Genomic DNA, 15,205 nt, shown 5'->3' on the forward strand with positions numbered 1-15,205 from the left:
AACAAACAATTTCCTCGACATGAATGTACTCTTCATAAAAGACTATGGATAAATCGCCTATGCAACATATTGCACGAGTGGGCTTAGGAGCCTTTTTGGTCGTCGCGGGTATTGGCCATTTGACTTTTGCCCGAAGGGAATTTCAGGCACAGGTGCCAGATTGGGTTCCCATCTCTAAAGATGATACCGTTGTGTATTCGGGCTTTGCTGAAATCGCCTTGGGTGCTGCACTGATTTTGGCGCCGGCCAAGCAGCGTTCCAAGGTTGGAAAAATCGCTGCAGCATTTTTTACGGCTGTGTTTCCAGGAAATATTGCACAATACAAAGACCGCCGCGATGGCTTTGGATTGGATAGCGACGGAAAACGGCTTGCGCGCTTGTTCTTCCAGCCGTTGCTGGTAGCATGGGCATTGAAAAGCACCGAAAAAGGATAATCAGTGATAAAAGTTCCTATTTTTATCCCTATAACACATAAAGGTTGCTCGAATCTATTCGGAGCAACCTTCGTTGTTTGTAATCCCGTGGAGATAAATGCTTGATCAGTGCGGGTTACAGCTTTTAAACCTGTTTTTTTGATGATGTATGCACCTAACTGCGAATTTCCCTGCGCATAAAGATGAAATAAGACCAGGCAAAGCATACCATCATGGCTGCGGTAAGGCCACTGATCTGCGGCCATACCATCAGAAAACTCTCCCGAAAAGAAAGTGGTGCCGGTATGGCGCCGACCATCTGTTCCATAGCAATAGGACCAAGGCTGCGCACTGAAGGCATCAACAAGGTTGTGGTAGCGTCGGTATAAAGCTGACTGGGTGATAGGCGAAGTAGATTGAGAATAAGCTCATTGTAATGCAAATATTCCTGTTCTGAAATGTAATTGGGATTGGGTAAAAATGGCCGGATGGCCAGATTGACGAGAATCGGGAAAAACACCGTAAAAAATAACCAGATGCCGATCGCGGTCAAAGCCGAAGTCGCGGGTTGCCTAAACCGAATGGAAAGCAATATTGAAAGGCTTAACCAAAAGGCAACGTATAGCACGCTGATGAAGGTGAACCCCAGGATGCGTAAAAGTTCCTGAGGTTCTATCCGTACGCCCGTACCAAGCAATCCGCCTCCGATCATGAGCAGTACCAATGCGACAAAAAGAGTGCCGACCACCATCAGCGGCGCGAGAAACTTTGCAATCAATAGACTGTCCCGATAGATGGGTTGGGCCATCAGTCGTGTTAAAGTGCCCGCATTATATTCTGCATTTACGGCATCAAAGCCAAGAGCTATACCTAAAAGGGGAGCCAAAAAATTCAGAAACACATGGAATGGAGGGATAGAGTTATCTGTCGTGGTCAGTAGCTTAAGGTACAGAAAGGACTGGTCAGGATCTTTCATATTGCCGACCGCTTCTTTCAGCCCTGACGATGAAACATACAGAGATGCGCCAAAAGTCAGTACAATCAGCAGGATCAGCACGATAAAGCGCCAGCTACGAATATGCGTGGCAACCTCCTTATTGATCAATACATTCATCATTTTTATCGTTTACTGTTTTCGAAATACATATTATAAATGTGGTCAAGGGCATAGTCACTGCGCTGCACGGAAACAATGTCCGCGCCATGCTGCACCAGGATGCGGACAGCCTCGGCTGTTGCGTCTTGCTCAGTCTTTAATTCGATGCTGTGTCCATATTGGAAAAGTGCCCGCAGTCCCGGAAGTTCTTTGAGTGGCCCCTCAAAGCGTTTGCTGTTGCCGCTATTATTTTCAAGGACAATGACTGTGGTTACGCCTTCCTTTTGCTGGAGCTCGTGGGCAAGATTATCGATAGAACCTTCGACGAGCAGTTTGCCGCCTACAAAAATGCCTACCCTATCGCAGACACGCTGCACCTGATGGAGGTGGTGCGAGGATAGCAATACGGTGAGGTTCTGTTCCTTGCTGAGGCGTTTGATCAGTTCCAGGAATTCGTCCACGCCCTTGGGGTCGATGCCGAGTGTAGGCTCATCCAGAATGGCAACTTCAGGTGTTTTGATGAGCACTTCAGCGAGGCCGAGCCTTTGTTTCATCCCCCGCGAGAAGGCCGCTGTTTTTTTGTGCATTTCTTTCTCCAATCCGACGGTTTGGAGCATCTCCTGTGCTTTCCTGCGGGCCTGGGGCTTGGGCTGTCCATTGAGTTCGGCTATGAGACCCAGATTCTCCAATGCGGTCATTTCGGGGTAGAAACCGACATTGTCGGGCAGATAGCCTACCTTTCTTTTGACGGCGATCGGATTCCGTGTGGCATCATGTCCACAGACGTATGCTGTACCCGAGCTCGGCTCGGTCAGCCCGAGCATCATGAGGATGCTGGTTGTTTTACCAGCTCCGTTTGGCCCCAAAAGACCGAATATTTCGCCAGGGTAAATGCTCAGATTCAACGTGTCCACTGCTTTCGTCTCGCCATAGCTCTTTGTCAAGCTAGATAGCTGAATAATAGGATCCTTCATGTTGAGAGTCTTTTGGATTTTCAGATCAGGATTTATCTTCTTCCATATTTGCGGATGAGGTAATAAACCAATCCGATTGCCAGGAGGATCACCAATAGGCCAATCCAGCCGGAAAGCAGGGAGGTCTTAACAATGATGCGAAACGAAAGATCTGTATTGCTGTTGGCGGACTTCACCTCGAACTTAGCGGCATAGTCCCCAGCGATGGTTTTATCCGGAACTTTGAGACTTACCTTGACATCAGCCGATTTTCCCGCCTCGAGCTGCTTGATGGTCGATGGTGTGAATGTGGCTTCCCAGCGGGTAGGTAGTTGCGATCCAAGCTCCAATGTATTGAGCGGCAAAGTACCTGTATTTTTTAGCTGCAGCACGATTTCCTTGCTGCTGCCCGATACAACTTCATCACTGAGTCTGCCTGTGGGCGTGGTCATTTCAAGGGCGTAGGACCCTTTTACAACAGCTTCCAGTTCCAATTGGAAATTGTCTGTTGGCGAGGTGGCTTTGACAGGTATTTTATATTTATCGGGCTTTGCAGTAATGGGGCAGCTGATTTCGATGGCGATTTCCTGTACTTTACCCGGCTGCATCTGAATGGAGGTGACCAGCGATCCATCCACGCGGTAGCTGATCTGCCAGCCTTGTGGTAGCTGGGCATTGAGGTTGTAAATAAGGGTCTGACTACTTGCGTTGGTGAGGGTTGTGCTGTAGCGAAAAGGTTCATTGCTGGGTGCTTCGATATTGAGCAACCTGGCTTCGAAGCTCGATCTGCCGGGAGCTGCTGTTTGTGCTGAGAGATAAAAGCTGTTGGCGAGCACGATGAGTGCGGCGATAAAAGGCCTGATAGATACTTGTAGGCGCGGGCTTGTAATTAGTAAATCTGTTAACATGATCCAATAACTAAAATTTATGTTTAAATAGAATATTAGCTTTCAAAAAATGCTTGTTCGGGCTCCTAGGAACCCTTTTAAAAAAAATCGCTTCCAAATTAAAAATCGGTTTGAAAAAAATCAAGATCTACCTGAAAATTTATTGTAAAAAAGATGTTTGAATCTGTGTTGCCGAAAAAACAGCCCAGTGTTAGGCAGTCTGGTGCCAAGTCTATGGCCTTATTCCAGATTCAACGTCCGAAAGGCCTTTTTGATAATTGACCTGGTGTTGTCTGCGAGTTCATCCAGGGTACAGTTAATGGTCCGGAGCGGGATTTTAATCTCGGCCTCCGCATGAAGCAGCAAGTCGATGCGCAGCAATCTGTTTGCTGAATGATCAGTCGAACCGAGCAGTTCGCTGAATAACTCGTTGACAATCTTTGGACAGGTTCCAAGGTCAAAGGTTGCAAGTACGATGTAACTATCCTTATAGGGGATATGCACCTCTATCGTATAATAATTCGATCTTTTCATGACGGGATAAGTTTATAAAACAAATGAGTTGGTCTCCCGAACGGAGACCAACTGCATACGAGTGTAGTATTATAGGACTTAGGATATGAAGATCGTTCGAGCTTCCTTTTGTTTGGCTTCCTCTTTTTTGGGAATAGTCAATTTAAGTATCCCATTGTCATAATGGGCCACGATATTATCCTGATCTACGACATCTCTCTGCAGTTCGAAGCTCCGCCGAAAAGATTGATAGCTGAATTCCCGACGCGTATAATTGTCTTTGGTTTCTTCATGCTGTTCTTCTTTTGCTGAAGAGATGGAGAGCAGATTGCCATCAAGGGTAATTTTGAAATCCGCTTTGGACATCCCGGGCGCTGCAACTTCAACTTCAAATGCATCGGCATTCTCCTTGATATTAACTGCCGGGACCGTGGTGCTTGTTGGCGAGTAATTTTTGTTGCCCCAGTTTAAAAGTTCACGGTTAAAATCATCAAACATGGGCGAAAACATTGAAAAATTGTTCCAGTTTCTTTTTGCTAATTTCATGATAACCTCCTTTTAATGAAGTGAACACAATTTATTAAAATTTGTCAGTCGGTCGACTGTATTATAGGTACCGCAAAAAAAATACCGTTGTGAAAAATCTGAAATTTTTTCAGGTAAGCTGAAATTTTTGCATTTGGACTGACAAAGTTTACATGAAAATTGGATGGATTTAAAAAGAAAACAAACCATCTGCCTGCGGCTGTTGTCCTATAGATATCCATGTAAGGAGTAACTTAGTTAAAAGGTCGGCTGTTCCATTTTCATCCGGCCTTTTTGTTGGTTCCCAACATTTTTTGCCATTAATATCTTTTTTGAGACACCAAACCTAAACGATCGATCAGATGGATGGCGGAGGAAAGAGCATGTTTGTTCTTTATACCAAATTATACCTAATCACAATATTCAACCAATTTTTAGACAGTGATAAGTCACTGCTTATTCAGTTTGCACTGAGTAAGCACTGAACAAGCACTGAACAATCACTGAACAAGCACTGAGCAAATGCTCAAAGAGATAGTAATTTGGTCACTCTTCGATCCTGATTTTTAACACCTAAATATTAAATTTAACGGCTATTATTTTTCATTTTCTTCCTATCCGTTTAAATAATTATATTCGCATCAACATACAAAATAACTAACCTATAAATAGTACAGACCTGATGGAAGAAAAGAAATTAAATGAACTCAGTAATGAAGAGTTGTTGGTTCTCAAGAAGAAAGCCAAACCCACGAAAATCATCAATGCATCGATCATTGGCTTTTGTTTAGGGATAGCCGCCTACAGTGTATTCGTCGCAGGCATAACCTGGCCAACAATTTTTCCCCTGATATTGGCGGTCCTGGCCTATAAATATTTTGGTAAAAATGAAAAGGCTGTCGATGCGGAGTTGAAAGCCCGGAATCTCAAATAGAAAAAAGCAAACCATTGCAGTTGCGCTGTTGTTTCTTTTTAAAAGAATAGCAGAACATGAGAAGGGAACAAATAAACGCATGGATAGCCCAAGGCTACAATGTACTGGAGCAGAAGAAACCTAAAGTCGTGCAGGGCGATATCTGGGAATACCTCAATCGCTGTGACGGACAAGGTACGGAGGTGTATGCCTTATCCGAGCTGCAAAAATGGTCGGATCAGGAGCTTGCGCAGATGGAACTGAAAAAATATGCCGACCAGTATGGACAGATGGGCGAGAAGCTGTTTCTACGGAATGAAGCAATTCGAAATAAAGACGTTGAAAAGTATGAGGCATTTTTGCTGCTATTTTTTCCGGATAGCGTTGAAAAAGAGCTGGAGGAAGCCCGTTTTTTGGCCGATCGTGTAAAACGTGTCAGTAAGGAAGAAATGGAACAATGGGTCGTATCAAATCGTGTCAATGTGCTGATGTCGGATCTCCATTGCCTGGACTATGGCTCCATCATGAGTGGCATGGTACTTCCCTCCGAAGAGGTAGTCAGTTATACCGACGAAGGGCTCAATGATACGATTGATTGTCATGTCACCCCCATGGAGTTCTTTTCCCATACCGACCACGACTACTACTGGATCGATCCTGTCATAAAAAATCGTAATTGAATTCCTTAAATAGGTCTTTTGGACTTTCTTTTCATACGGATTAAGGTAAAGCATCTCGAACACAATCGAGATGCTTTATTTTTTTTGAATGGTTTGAGTAGCACGTAATGCTGTTAAAAGTATACTTGTTTAGTAGTCTTTATTGAAATTTTATTATTTTTGCACAGTATTAATCACATTTTAGGATTTAGATGTGATGAAAATGTGGAGTTTTTAGAAAAATAATAATTACGTAAGATATTTATAGTAATAACTATATTTGTCCAAATCAATACATCATGCCTAAGTTGGAAAGTTTGAGTGACGAGGAACTGCTTCTTTTGGTTGCTAAGAACCAGGATGGGGCGTTTCATATGTTGTATGAACGGTATAAGGCTGCTCTACTCATTTATGCGATCAAGAGAGTCGGCGAAGATGTGGGTGAGGATCTTGTTCAGGATGTTTTTATCCGTACCTGGAACAACAGGTATACCATCGATTATCAGGACGATTTCAAAGCTTATCTTTTTACAGCCCTACGGCGGCGTATCATCGATTATTTCGCCAAGGAAACGAATGCCCAGGGCTATCTCGAGGATTTAAAGTCTTATGGGAATGAATTTGCTTTTGAAGAGGCCGATGAATCTATCCGTACGCAGTCTTTTAGCGATTCTATATTTGCGGTGCTCCATCGCTACGGGCCACAATATCAGGCCATTTTAAAATTACGGCTACAGGGCTATTCCAACCCCGAAATAGCGACCTTATTGGGCCTTTCGGAGAAGACCGTGCGCAATCAATATTCATCTACTTTAAAAATCATCAGGTCCAACTTTTCATCGTTTTTACTTTTTTTATTTTTCTAAGGGACAATCGTCCAGTAGCGCCGTTTACCTTAGTATAGCACCATTAGGGCTGGACTAACAATTATGACTATGAAGATTGACGATTCACTATTTGCAAGGTATCAGGCTGGGCAATGCTCCCCAGAGGAGATGGCTGTGGTTGAACGTTGGTTGGACCAACTTGATAAGTTTCCGGAACCCGAAGATGCTCGGATGCTAAGCTTATTGGAAAGGCTGGATGAAAAGATGCCTTTCATGAAAAAGCCTAAAAAACAAGCGACATGGCCGTGGATCGCTGCAGCGAGTATACTGGTCTTATTGACAACGATGCTGTATTTATTTTGGCAGAAACAGTCCGATCGGATTTTATTTGCCAGCATTCAGGAAATCAAAGCCCCGTTGAAATCAAATGCCATCGTCGTATTGGAAAACAACGAAGAGTTTGACTTGGATAAACTCAAGCGTAACGACACTTTGCAGGCCATGGGTTACCGTATTGTGCGGACTGCAGACGATCAGATTACCTACCTTACTGATGCGGACAATACTTCAAAAGTGATCTACAATACCATTCGTACAAAGACTGGTGGTACAGCCCATGTACAGTTGGCCGATGGGACGAAAGTTTGGCTGAATACCAATAGTGAACTACGTTATCCGATCTATTTTGAAGGCAATATCCGCGAAGTGGCCCTCCGGGGCGAAGGTTACTTTGAGGTGGCCAAGCAGGAGCGGAATCATAAACGGGTACCATTTTTTGTACGTGGTGACCAACAGACCATTCAGGTGCTGGGAACGAAATTCAATGCCAATTTTACGACCAACAATGAAACAGCTTTGCTTGAGGGGGCGGTGGCTTTTTCTGATCGGGGATCAAGTCTGGCGCAAGCGCGCGAAGAGAAATTCACTGTGCGCATCCGGCCAAATCAGGTTTACAATGGCAAAAAGATTACTGAAGTAAAAGATATTGAACGTTACATCGACTGGAAGGAGGGGTATTTTGATTTGAATGAGGTCAATGTAGAGCAGTTGTCGCGGAAGTTGAGTGCCTGGTATGGCATAGAGATCCGCGTAGATGCCAGTGTGGCCCAAGTACAACTATTCGGTCGTGTGCGACGCGACAAAAATCTCAAAGAAGTGCTCGATCTCATCGCAAAGGTGCATCCGATGAAATATACCATGGAAAATAATTACATATACATCAAATAGAAAAACGACAGACTAACAAAAACTAACCTTATGAAATTGAACGTTTACCATTTTGAAAAAAAAGTGGCGGCTACCGATTTGCCCAAAGATGTCGGTAAGTACCTGTCTAAATTAGTGCTTAGTGGACTACTTTTATCGGTGACCATGGGGGTATCACATGCGCAGAACATTACACTAAAGGAGCATAAAAGTTCGATGTATCAGGTGCTGGAGAAGATTCGTAAACAGGCAAATGCTGATTTGATAGGCGATTTGGCTCTCCTCAAGAATAGCAAGCCTATTAGTATTCAGGTGGATAGCAAAAATATTATTCAGGTACTGAAAGAGATTTCCGAGAATCAACCTGTCGACCTGTTATTTCAGAACAACACCATTTTGGTACGCAGAAAGCAACCTCCCTCAACAGGACCGGTCAGCAATCAGCGTTCTCGGCAGGGAGCTGAAAGTTTGGTAGAGCAACATATCAGGGTAAGGGGCCGTGTTCAGGACAATACGGGGAAACCCCTTGTCGGTGTGTCTATCAAAGTGGTGGGTAGCGCCAATAGTGGTGTTCTGTCGGGAGAAAACGGCGTTTTCTTCGTTGTCATTTCAAAGAAAACCGAATTACTTTTCTCCATGGTGGGCTATGAGAGCAGGCGCGTTGAGGTTTCTTCGCAGGATCCATTAACGGTAACGCTCGAGCAGGTAACCAATAAAATCGAGGAAACCGTAGTGACGGGTTATACTAAAGTACGCCGGGACAACTTCACTGGGGCAGCTACGATGGTGACTCGGCAGGACCTGGAGAAGTTCAATTCAACCAATATTTTTACGGTATTGCAAGCGCTGGATCCGTCCTTTAAAGTGGATGAACGTGTCACTGCAGGCTCCAATCCCAATGTGATGCCACAGATCAATATTCGTGGGGTATCGAGTGTCGGTGAATATGCTGTAAATGCACCCCTGATTATTATGGACGGTTTTGAGGTGCCCCTAACCACACTGTATGATATTGATGTCAATCGGATTGAATCGATTTCGATTTTAAAGGATGCCAGTTCCACAAGTTTGTATGGTTCGCGTGGGGGGAATGGGGTGGTGGTCATTGAAACCCGCCTACCCAAAGATGGTAAGTTTACCGTAACCTACGATATGAAACCTTCGGTGGCGATGGTCGACCTCTCCGATTATAACCTAATGAATGCTGCCGAGAAGCTGCAGTATGAAAAATTGGCCGATCTTTATACTTCCCGAAGCGGAGACCCTTCCTGGGATCTGATCCAGCAGGAAAGCTACAACAACCTGCTCGCCAAGCGGGAAGAGAATGTAGCCGCGGGAGTGAATACGTATTGGTTGAAGCAGCCCGTGCGAAATACGCTTTCCATCAACCATAGTCTGCGGATGGAAGGTGGTGGCAATGGAGTCAGGTATAGCCTCGAAGGTGGTTATTTTGACAATAAAGGTGTCATGAAGGAGTCTGGAAGGACGCGTGGTAATGCCGGCTTTACATTGATCTATCGTATTCCCAATGTGATCACCTTTCGCAATGTGGGTACTTACCTCTACAGCAAGGCCTACAATAGTCCGTACGGCGACTTTAAAACTTATACCGCACTGAATCCTTATGAACGGATCTACGATGATCAGGGGAATTATAATATCCGCTTCGGTGAACTCGGGCAATGGTATAGCTGGGGGCCGACAATGTACAATCCATTGTATAATGCAGGACTTGGTTTTCGTGATGAACAGGTGAGCCAAACGCTACAGAACAATATGTCGATAGAGTGGTATGCACTGCCCAAGCTGATTGTGCGTGCATCGGGAACAATCGTTCGTACCATTACAGATCTAGACCGGTACAAATCGCCATTCCACACCGATTTTGCTACCGTCACCGACGCTAATTTGCGTGGATCCTACACTTTTGGCAACCAAAACTTTACCAAGTATGAAGGTAAAGTGGATATGCAGTATTCCAATAAATTTGGTAAGCATCAGCTCGTGGCCAATGCGATTGCCGAAATCAGAAAGCAGAATACTGTGGGTAATCTCAATACAGTAACGGGATACGTGGACGATCGTTTTATGACTCCTCAAATGGCCTTGCAATACGCCGTGGGATCGCTGCCGAAGTCAACTTCATTACCGGTTCGTTCGGTGGGCTTCCTTGGTTCGCTTTTCTACACCTACGACAACAAATACAATGTGAGCGGTACGCTGCGTTCGGACGGCGCTTCGATCTATGGAAGTCAAAATCGTTTTGGAACATTCTGGAGTACCGGATTTTCGTACAACATGCACAATGAGGAATGGTTCAAAAATAGCTTCCTGACCAAACTGCGCTGGTACCTGAATGCAGGTACATCAAGTACCGTAAGCGAATTTAATGTGGGTATGGTGAGTACTGCGTATAACTTTTTTACGGGACAGAACTACTATAATCAGTATGCGGCCATTTATACAGGGCAAGGAAATCCGGCGGTACGTTGGCCTGAACAGCAGCAGCGAAGTATCGGTGGAGAGTTTGGGATTAAAGGCGATCTACTAAGATTGGATGTTTCCTATTATGACCGGATCACCAATCGTATGATTTCTACGGTGAATGTCGCTCCTTCGTTTGGTTTTTACAAAGACAAGTTCTTTCAAAATCTGGGAAAAGTACAGAATAAAGGGTTTGAGGCTATGGCCAATCTCCGCGTGTTGAACAACACAGTAAAGGATTTTAGCTGGTACCTCTCTGTCGGGGCAGTACAAAACAGGAGTAAATTGAAAGAGATATCCAATGAGCTGCGTACCCTCAATGAGTCGCTTGTGAAGAAAGACAGCAAGGGCAATGTGATCCGTCCATCGCAATTCTATCAGGAGGGCCAGTCGCTGAGTGTTATCCGGGCGGTACCATCACTGGGGATTGATCCGGCCAATGGTCGTGAGCTGTACCGCGATAGAAACGGGAATGTGACCTATCAATGGGATGCCAATAATCAAGAGGTGGTGGGTAATGCGGAGCCAACATTGTATGGGAACTTAGGGACAACGGTCAATTACAAGGGCTTGTCGGTACAAGTTATCGGCAATTATTCTCTGGGAGGAGATATCTATAATCAGACCTTAATGGACAAGATCGAAAATAATTCTGCTTATCTCAATGCCGACCGAAGGGTGTTGGAAGAACGTTGGAAACAACCTGGAGACCTCAGCCGATTTAAGGCCATCGGCGATCAGTCAGTAACGCAACCTTCCAGCCGTTTTGTGCAGACGGAGTCTTTTTTGCGTCTTTCCACAATCAACGTCAACTACTCATTTAGCAATGCTATCCTCAAGCGGTATAAGCTGGAACGCCTTCGGCTCAACTTCTCCATGAACGATATGTTCCGTTGGAGTACGGTGCGCATGGAACGGGGGATAGATTATCCATATGCCCGTGAATTTAATTTTGGTGTAATGGTTCAATTTTAAAGCATGAAAAAGTTAATAATCGCCATCGCTGTGCTCTGCATACTGTCGGGCTGCGAAAAATTCTTAAATGTCAATCCCACTGATAAAGCGTATGAGGAGGATCTGCTTACAGATCGATCGGGCTTTAGTGCAGCATTGGCTGGTGTATACGAAACCATGAATACGGATACACTCTATGGCCGTGAAATGAAATATGGTTTTATGGAAAGCCTGGTCGGATCGTATAATGTGACCAATTCGGGGCACAACTACTACAGGTCCTTTCGGTATGAATACAATTTTGATATACCTAAGAAAACGATTGCCAACATTTGGGGTAAATTTTACCAATGCATCAATCAGACCAATATTATTCTGGCGAATGTAGACCGTATCAAGACGGATGAAAACTACGATCTGATCAAGGGGGAGGCCATCGGTCTGCGGGCATTTTGCCATTTCCAGCTGTTGAAATTATTTGGTCCCGCTATTTCGAACGAAGGGGCTTCGGCAAAGGCGATCCCATACCGAGACGGGGTGACCTATTCGGCGACGAAGTTTTCTACTGCAGCCGAGGTGATCACCTTATTGGAAAAGGACCTCGGGGAAGCTCGTGCTTTGCTAGAAAAGGATCCGATCCGTTCTAATGCACGTGATGCTAATTTAAACCAATATGCTTACGAACATTACAACAGCTTAATTGATTACCGTGGTATCCGAATGAACTATTACGCAATCGTGGCGCTGCAAGCGATGGTCGCGCAATGGAAGAGTGATCTGGTTGGCGCGGGCAAGTATGCCGAAGAGCTGATTACGGAGCTCAAGACCACGCAGAGCGTTAGGTTGACCCTCGATGGAGAAATCGCGCCGGGTGCTTTTGCGCGTATGCCCATGGAAAATATATTTGCACTGTTTTCCAGTAAACTGGGCGTGATGGTAAGTTTGGTTTTTGCGCAGCCAGATGCGACTATTTCTAGCTCGACCTCACCCTTTTTATTCCCTAATTATTCGTGGTTGCGAACGAACCTTTATAACAGCACGGTGCATGGCTCGCTGAATGATGCCCGTCTGGCCAATTGGTTTACACAGCCCAATACCGCGTATCCCTGGAAGCTTTCGAAGTACCTATTTGATCTCAAGCAATTGCCTTCGGAGGTCAATTATCGCCCGGCTTATGAAAACAAGATCATTGGACTGCATACCATCTATATGATTGCGGCCGAAAGTAATGCTGCTGCTAATCCAACCAAAGCAATGGAATATCTCAACCTGGTGCGCAAAAGCAGAAACATCAGCACTGATCTTGTCCTCAACGCAGATATGACACCCCAGAAGCTCAAGGATCTGATCTTTGACGAGATGCGCAAAGAGAATATTGGCGAAGGTTACCTGTTTACAGAATATAAACGTCTGTATAAGGCCATTGATCGGCCTACACTGGTACAGCCTAAAAACGAAATATTCAGGCTGCCAATTCCAGATGATGAATTGTTGTATAACCCTCAAAACTAACCGAAATGAAAAGATATATTTTGCTTTTTTGTGCTGCCGTTATACTGGGTGCCTGCAATAAAAACGACAATATGCTCCAATTTGACGATACCCAGAGTTACATCTATTTTGCCTATCCAAATGCCAATACCAGATCTGTAGAAAAATTTGCAGATAGTGTCTATTATGGATTTGCGTTGGATGCCGATCTGCAACGCAAGGAAAAGACGATTGCGATTCCGATCGGTATCGGGGGAAGGGCAAGTGCGAAAGACCGTAACTATACGTATGTATTGGAAGATTCGTCCAAATATGATCAGGCTGCCGTGAAATTTTCAGCACCGATGATCGGAGCCAGCCGCTATGTGGATACCCTCTTTGTCACATTTCAACGTACAGCAAAAATGAAAGCTGAGCCCACGGTCTTGTATCTGCGCATGGAGCAAAATGAGGCTTTCGCTCCCGGAAACCTATACAATCAAAAAATACGGATTGTGGTTGACGATATACTGAATGAACCGGCTTGGTGGAATACCTGGAAAAATTATTTTGGCCCTTTTCAAAAAGAGGTGTTCCAGCAATGGATGCAGGTCTATCACCTTGGCGCCGACCCTTCACCAGATCTGACGACAGGGGCGCCGGGGCCAATATATTATTGGAATAATATGCCTACTTCGGCTATTGCAAGCTGGTATCCTGTCACCTTCAATTATATTCAGGTGCTCAAACAGTATTTTATCGATCACCAGGTCTATCCTGATGGCGACAGTACAAAAGAACGTATTCTATTACCTTAACGATGAAGCAGATGAAATTTATAAACCGATCTTTTATCCTGTTCCTGGCTCTTCTGATTGTAGGAGGCTGTTCTAAGGATCTAGGTAACTATAATTACAAGGACGTGAATACGATAACAATCACGGGCCTGCTGGAAGCTAATCATCCGACGGGACGAATTTATGAAATCCCGTTTAACGATACGATTCGGTTGAATCCAACAGTGATGGGGACGCTTTCGGCTAGTGACACGACACAACTCACCTTTGAATGGAAGGTGGACTCTGTTGCAGTCAGTAAATCGAAAAATCTATTTTATGTGGCCAATAAACGTTATGGTAAGATCTCGGCCGAGTTTACTGTAACGGACAGGTCTACGGGAATAACAAGCAGCTACAATTGTTTTTTGAATATTGTGAACCCGTATAAATGGGGGTACTATGTACTGACACAGGATAAATTGAAAGCGGCATCATTGTACTGCCTATCGAGCATTACCAAAAAAGCTTCCTTTGATCAGGTTTTATTGCCCAAGTTAGGTAAGCTGGGCCAGAATCCGCTGTCGATCAGTGGCACCAAAAAGTATGGCGCTTCGTCAACAGACTTTTATAACGTGTTGACCATCGGAATTCAGGATGCTGTAAATCCTGTCGTGGTCATTGATTCCAGGGAGTTTGTGCCTACGCTGCTGTACAATTCTTCCAGCTATGTCGGTGGTGGCAATTTTGAGCTTCGTCCAAGCCAGGTGATGAACGACCGATACAACGACGTGATCTATGTGGTTAATAAAGGTAAGTTTCATGTATTGCGGAAGGGCGCTATAGCGCTGCCTGCTTTTATCAACGATCCGACGGATTACCAGATTGCACCGAATGGTGTGGCCGCCCCGCTGGGCAATGGTAGATACTTTATGAGTGTCTACGACGAAAAGAATAAAAAGGTGCGGGTGTGGGATAATGGTATTACGGCCAATGAGTATGTTTATATCAATGATTATAAAGATATCCTGGGGCAGGAGCTCATGAATGGAAAGGTATTTTTGGCCTGTAGTTATGCCAATATCCCTTCGATCAACCATATCTACCTCTTTAAACAGGACAATCAATTGTATTCTTATCGTTTGGATTACGCTGCAGATTATAAACCGAAATCATTCAGTCTACTGGGCTCCGGTCCAATGCCGACAACTGGTTCAATTGGTTATGTCTATTTTGATGGTCCTACAAGCCGTTGGTTTATGGCTATTGGCAAGACCATTTATATGGCCTCTTACCTCGGTGTCGAATTTCAGAAATATGTGCAGCTGCCTGAAAATGCCATTGGAGATATTGTCAAATTTAAGATCCTGGATGGCAAGCTGATGATAGCCACCAATGATCTGACCGCCAGTAAGCCTGGGTCCATCTATATTTATAACGCAAACACCATGGTCTTGGAACAGTCTTTTCCACATGTGGTTGACGAGATCGTCGACCTCCATTTAGGGATATTGACGCAATAAAAACTG

Annotated in this window: 14 protein-coding genes; 9 read left to right on the forward strand and 5 right to left on the reverse strand. The window is 44.6% G+C overall.

The window, feature by feature from the left end:
- The first annotated feature begins 44 nt into the window (after nt 1-44).
- Nucleotides 45-434 (forward strand): DoxX family protein, encoded by a 390-nt coding sequence (locus tag AAH582_RS06845; protein ID WP_343321652.1) that lies wholly within the window; start codon nt 45-47, stop codon nt 432-434.
- A gap of 154 nt (nt 435-588) precedes the next feature.
- Here AAH582_RS06845 and AAH582_RS06850 read toward each other — a convergent pair whose 3' ends face one another.
- The 5 genes from AAH582_RS06850 to AAH582_RS06870 form a co-directional block, all read right to left on the reverse strand.
- Nucleotides 589-1,530 carry an ABC transporter permease subunit gene (locus AAH582_RS06850; protein WP_084823188.1) on the reverse strand — a complete coding sequence of 314 codons (942 nt, stop codon included), beginning with the start codon at nt 1,528-1,530 and terminating at the stop codon, nt 589-591.
- A gap of 2 nt (nt 1,531-1,532) precedes the next feature.
- On the reverse strand, nt 1,533-2,483 hold the full coding sequence (locus AAH582_RS06855; protein ID WP_343321653.1) for an ABC transporter ATP-binding protein: 951 nt from the start codon (nt 2,481-2,483) through the stop codon (nt 1,533-1,535).
- Nucleotides 2,484-2,515: 32 nt separating this feature from the next.
- Nucleotides 2,516-3,298: an NEW3 domain-containing protein gene (locus AAH582_RS06860; RefSeq protein ID WP_343321654.1), complete on the reverse strand. Its 783-nt coding sequence runs from the start codon at nt 3,296-3,298 to the stop codon at nt 2,516-2,518.
- Between the two features lie 291 nt (nt 3,299-3,589).
- The gene (locus AAH582_RS06865) at nt 3,590-3,883 is read right to left on the reverse strand and encodes a hypothetical protein (protein WP_046674301.1); all 294 of its coding nucleotides are present in this window, start codon (nt 3,881-3,883) and stop codon (nt 3,590-3,592) included.
- Between the two features lie 78 nt (nt 3,884-3,961).
- A complete protein-coding gene (locus AAH582_RS06870; protein ID WP_046674300.1) occupies nt 3,962-4,408 on the reverse strand; it encodes an Hsp20/alpha crystallin family protein in 447 nt (148 codons plus the stop codon).
- 661 nt (nt 4,409-5,069) lie between these two features.
- Here AAH582_RS06870 and AAH582_RS06875 point away from each other — a divergent pair.
- The 8 genes from AAH582_RS06875 (at nt 5,070) to AAH582_RS06910 (ending at nt 15,199) form a co-directional block, all read left to right on the forward strand.
- Nucleotides 5,070-5,321 (forward strand): hypothetical protein, encoded by a 252-nt coding sequence (locus tag AAH582_RS06875; protein WP_046674299.1) that lies wholly within the window; start codon nt 5,070-5,072, stop codon nt 5,319-5,321.
- Between the two features lie 56 nt (nt 5,322-5,377).
- A complete protein-coding gene (locus AAH582_RS06880) occupies nt 5,378-5,980 on the forward strand; it encodes a hypothetical protein (RefSeq protein ID WP_343321655.1) in 603 nt (200 codons plus the stop codon).
- A gap of 278 nt (nt 5,981-6,258) precedes the next feature.
- Nucleotides 6,259-6,825, forward strand: a complete 567-nt coding sequence (locus AAH582_RS06885) for a sigma-70 family RNA polymerase sigma factor (RefSeq protein WP_046674297.1) — start codon at nt 6,259-6,261, stop codon at nt 6,823-6,825.
- Between the two features lie 69 nt (nt 6,826-6,894).
- Nucleotides 6,895-8,013: a FecR family protein gene (locus AAH582_RS06890; RefSeq protein ID WP_343321656.1), complete on the forward strand. Its 1,119-nt coding sequence runs from the start codon at nt 6,895-6,897 to the stop codon at nt 8,011-8,013.
- 30 nt (nt 8,014-8,043) lie between these two features.
- A complete protein-coding gene (locus AAH582_RS06895) occupies nt 8,044-11,451 on the forward strand; it encodes a SusC/RagA family TonB-linked outer membrane protein (protein ID WP_343321657.1) in 3,408 nt (1,135 codons plus the stop codon).
- Between the two features lie 3 nt (nt 11,452-11,454).
- Nucleotides 11,455-12,942, forward strand: coding sequence for a RagB/SusD family nutrient uptake outer membrane protein (locus AAH582_RS06900; RefSeq protein WP_343321658.1), 1,488 nt, complete (start codon nt 11,455-11,457; stop codon nt 12,940-12,942).
- 5 nt (nt 12,943-12,947) lie between these two features.
- The gene (locus tag AAH582_RS06905; protein WP_046674294.1) at nt 12,948-13,718 is read left to right on the forward strand and encodes a DUF4843 domain-containing protein; all 771 of its coding nucleotides are present in this window, start codon (nt 12,948-12,950) and stop codon (nt 13,716-13,718) included.
- Nucleotides 13,719-13,729: 11 nt separating this feature from the next.
- Nucleotides 13,730-15,199, forward strand: coding sequence for a PKD-like family lipoprotein (locus AAH582_RS06910; protein WP_343321659.1), 1,470 nt, complete (start codon nt 13,730-13,732; stop codon nt 15,197-15,199).
- The last annotated feature ends 6 nt before the right edge of the window (nt 15,200-15,205 follow it).

Origin of the sequence: Sphingobacterium multivorum (assembly GCF_039511225.1) — a bacterium.
GTDB lineage: Bacteria > Bacteroidota > Bacteroidia > Sphingobacteriales > Sphingobacteriaceae > Sphingobacterium.

Excerpts from the sequence above, each read along its gene's own strand:
- AAH582_RS06845 (WP_343321652.1), top strand. The coding sequence starts at position 45 with ATGGATAAATCGCCTATGCAACATATTGCACGAGTGGGCTTAGGAGCC.
- AAH582_RS06850 (WP_084823188.1), bottom strand. The coding sequence starts at position 1,530 with ATGATGAATGTATTGATCAATAAGGAGGTTGCCACGCATATTCGTAGC.
- AAH582_RS06855 (WP_343321653.1), bottom strand. The coding sequence starts at position 2,483 with ATGAAGGATCCTATTATTCAGCTATCTAGCTTGACAAAGAGCTATGGC.
- AAH582_RS06865 (WP_046674301.1), bottom strand. The coding sequence starts at position 3,883 with ATGAAAAGATCGAATTATTATACGATAGAGGTGCATATCCCCTATAAG.
- AAH582_RS06870 (WP_046674300.1), bottom strand. The coding sequence starts at position 4,408 with ATGAAATTAGCAAAAAGAAACTGGAACAATTTTTCAATGTTTTCGCCC.
- AAH582_RS06875 (WP_046674299.1), top strand. The coding sequence starts at position 5,070 with ATGGAAGAAAAGAAATTAAATGAACTCAGTAATGAAGAGTTGTTGGTT.
- AAH582_RS06880 (WP_343321655.1), top strand. The coding sequence starts at position 5,378 with ATGAGAAGGGAACAAATAAACGCATGGATAGCCCAAGGCTACAATGTA.
- AAH582_RS06885 (WP_046674297.1), top strand. The coding sequence starts at position 6,259 with ATGCCTAAGTTGGAAAGTTTGAGTGACGAGGAACTGCTTCTTTTGGTT.
- AAH582_RS06890 (WP_343321656.1), top strand. The coding sequence starts at position 6,895 with ATGAAGATTGACGATTCACTATTTGCAAGGTATCAGGCTGGGCAATGC.
- AAH582_RS06895 (WP_343321657.1), top strand. The coding sequence starts at position 8,044 with ATGAAATTGAACGTTTACCATTTTGAAAAAAAAGTGGCGGCTACCGAT.
- AAH582_RS06900 (WP_343321658.1), top strand. The coding sequence starts at position 11,455 with ATGAAAAAGTTAATAATCGCCATCGCTGTGCTCTGCATACTGTCGGGC.
- AAH582_RS06905 (WP_046674294.1), top strand. The coding sequence starts at position 12,948 with ATGAAAAGATATATTTTGCTTTTTTGTGCTGCCGTTATACTGGGTGCC.
- AAH582_RS06910 (WP_343321659.1), top strand. The coding sequence starts at position 13,730 with ATGAAATTTATAAACCGATCTTTTATCCTGTTCCTGGCTCTTCTGATT.